At 58.2% G+C, this 1,011-nt stretch carries 1 protein-coding gene; it reads right to left on the reverse strand.

What is annotated here, in order from left to right; genetic code table 11:
* A partial coding sequence (locus BUB53_RS22195; protein ID WP_234983227.1) for an IS630 family transposase occupies positions 1-990 on the reverse strand: 990 nt, incomplete at its 3' end.
* Positions 991-1,011 lie beyond the last annotated feature (21 nt).

Consider the following 1,011-nt stretch of genomic DNA (forward strand, 5'->3'; position numbering starts at 1 on the left):
CCATCTGTAGGGTTTTGGATTATCGTTATGCGCATCGATGAAGGCCATGATGTCAGCCTCCAATTCAGCGACGGATCTGTGCACACCACGCTGGATTTGCTTTCGAGTGAGTTCCGCAAACCAGCGTTCGATCTGGTTCAGCCAACTGGCTGATGTCGGCGTGAAGTGCACCTGCCAATGCGGCCTGCGGGCCAACCATGCTTTCACCTTCGGCGTCTTGTGCGTGGCATAGTTGTCCATCACCAGATGCACGTCCGGCCCTTCGGGCAGGTTGCGGTCCAACTCCTTGAGGAAGTCCAGGAACTCTGTCGCGCGGTGCCGCTTGTAACACTTGCCCACGACAGCCCCGGTCGCGATGTCCAGCGCGGCAAAGAGTGATGTTGTCCCATTGCGCAGGTAGGTATGGGTGCGACGCTCTGCGACACCGGGTGCCATTGGCAAAACGGGCTGCTCGCGATCCAGCGCCTGGATTTGGGACTTTTCGTCCAAGCACAATACGATAGCCCGGTTGGGTGGCGACATATACAGTCCCACCACGTCTTGCACCTTGTCCACGAATAGCGGGTCGGTGGATAGCTTGAACGTCTCCGAGCGATGTGGCTGCAAACCAAACGCGTTCCAAATGCGACGGATGGTCGTATGCGAGTATCCCGTCTCGGCCGCCATTGACCGAATTGACCAATGGGTTGCGTCCTTCGGTGTCGTTTCCAGCGTCTGCTTGATGATCTCGGCAACCTGCGCGTCGGAAATTGTGCGCGGACGGCCCGCACGATATTCGTCCGACAAGCCTTCTATGCGATGTTCGGCAAATCGCCTACGCCATTTCCCGACTGTATGCTCGGCATGACCAAGTTCCGCCGCGACCTCTTTGCTGGTCAACCCATCTGCGCATCGCAGCACAATCCGGCACCGATCCGAAAGCGACCGCTCCGCCTTGTGCCTGCGCAACTGCGCTTCCAGAAAACTCCGCTCCTCATCGCTGAGTTCAATCGCAACTGATGCCCGTCCACG

It is taken from the genome of Roseovarius pacificus, assembly GCF_900142665.1.
Taxonomy (GTDB): Bacteria; Pseudomonadota; Alphaproteobacteria; order Rhodobacterales; family Rhodobacteraceae; genus Roseovarius; species Roseovarius pacificus.